At 53.9% G+C, this 1,416-nt stretch carries 1 protein-coding gene; it reads left to right on the forward strand.

Features of this window, described 5'->3' with window-relative positions:
- Positions 1-115: 115 nt before the first annotated feature.
- Positions 116-1,414, forward strand: a complete 1,299-nt coding sequence (locus tag VF724_RS21180) for an IS110 family RNA-guided transposase (RefSeq protein ID WP_371756221.1) — start codon at positions 116-118, stop codon at positions 1,412-1,414.
- The last annotated feature ends 2 nt before the right edge of the window (positions 1,415-1,416 follow it).

The raw sequence follows: 1,416 nt of genomic DNA on the forward strand, positions 1-1,416 counted from the left end.
GGAGCTATTCCTGTAATGAATTAAAATGCGGTTTGCAAAACAAAAAGCGCCTCCTGTATGCTGGGTCATGGAATGCTGTACATTCACTGCCCTAATTAAAAGGAGGACGCTCACTATGAAGTTTAACCAAACGAACAAGCAAAATCAACGAATTTCGAGAATTTCTGAAACGACGCTGGTCATCGGAACCGACATCGCGAAACACAACCACGTCGCTCGTGCCTTTAATTACCGAGGCATCGAACTAGGCAAGCGGTGCTTGTTCCAGAACGACGACAATGGCCTGTTGAACCTGCTAGCGTGGGCTGAATCCATCAAGCAAGAGCATGGGCTGACGGACGTGCTGCTTGGCGTAGAGCCAACCGGCCACTACTGGTTCCCGCTGTTTCATTTCCTGAAGCAGCGCGGTATCGAAGTCGTGCTGGTGAACCCGCATCATGTCAAGAAAAGCAAGGAACTCGACGACAACTCGCCGACCAAGAACGACATCAAAGATGCGAAAGTCGTCGCCAAACTCGTCATCGACGGACGCTATACACACCCACAGCTGCCGGAAGGCGTTTATGCCGACCTGCGTGTGCTTATGAACCAGCGAGACCGTCTATGCGGGGATTTGAACCGCGTGAAAGGAAGAATTCACAATTGGCTGGATCGCTTCTTTCCCGAATATAGGCAAGTGTTTAAAGATTGGGAAGGCAAGGCCTCGCTCATTACGTTGCAGAACTTTCCACTGCCGCAAGACGTGATCGCCGCTGGCGAAACAACTGTGGTGGCTATCTGGAAGAAGAACGACGTGAAACGAGCCGTAGGCCCCAAGAGAGCGGAGCTACTCTACCGGAAAGCCCGAAAGTCCATCGGCCTCACAGAAGGCGCTACGGCGGCCAAGCATGAGCTAGCCATGTATTTGGAGCAGTACGCCATGCTCTGCAGGCAGATCGAGCAACTGATGGAGCTTGTGGCGGGTCTGGTGGAACAGATTCCGGGCGCCACCCACATGATGAGCATTCCGTGCATCGGTCTTATCACCGTGGCAGGATTCCTGGCGGAAGTCGGAGACTTGAGCGGCTATGACCACAGCCAACAAATCGTGCGTTACGCCGGTCTCAGCCTGCGGGAAAACAGCTCCGGGCTTCACAAAGGGGAAACGACCATTAGCAAGCGAGGGCGCTGTCGCCTCCGAGCCTTGCTGTTCCGGGCGGCACTGACGATGGTCGCCAAGAACCCAGAGTTCCGCGCACTGCACATGTACTTCACGACGCGCCGGGATAACCCGCTGAAGAAGAAGCAGTCCATGATCGCAATCTGCAACAAGCTCATCCGCGTTTTGTTTGAACTAGGCCGTAAACAGAAGAACTATGACCGCAGCAAGGTGCTCGGCCTCCATCGGGAGGCTCAATTGCAAGCGGCAGCTTAATT

The organism is Ferviditalea candida (assembly GCF_035282765.1).
GTDB classification, from domain to species: Bacteria; Bacillota; Bacilli; order Paenibacillales; family KCTC-25726; genus Ferviditalea; species Ferviditalea candida.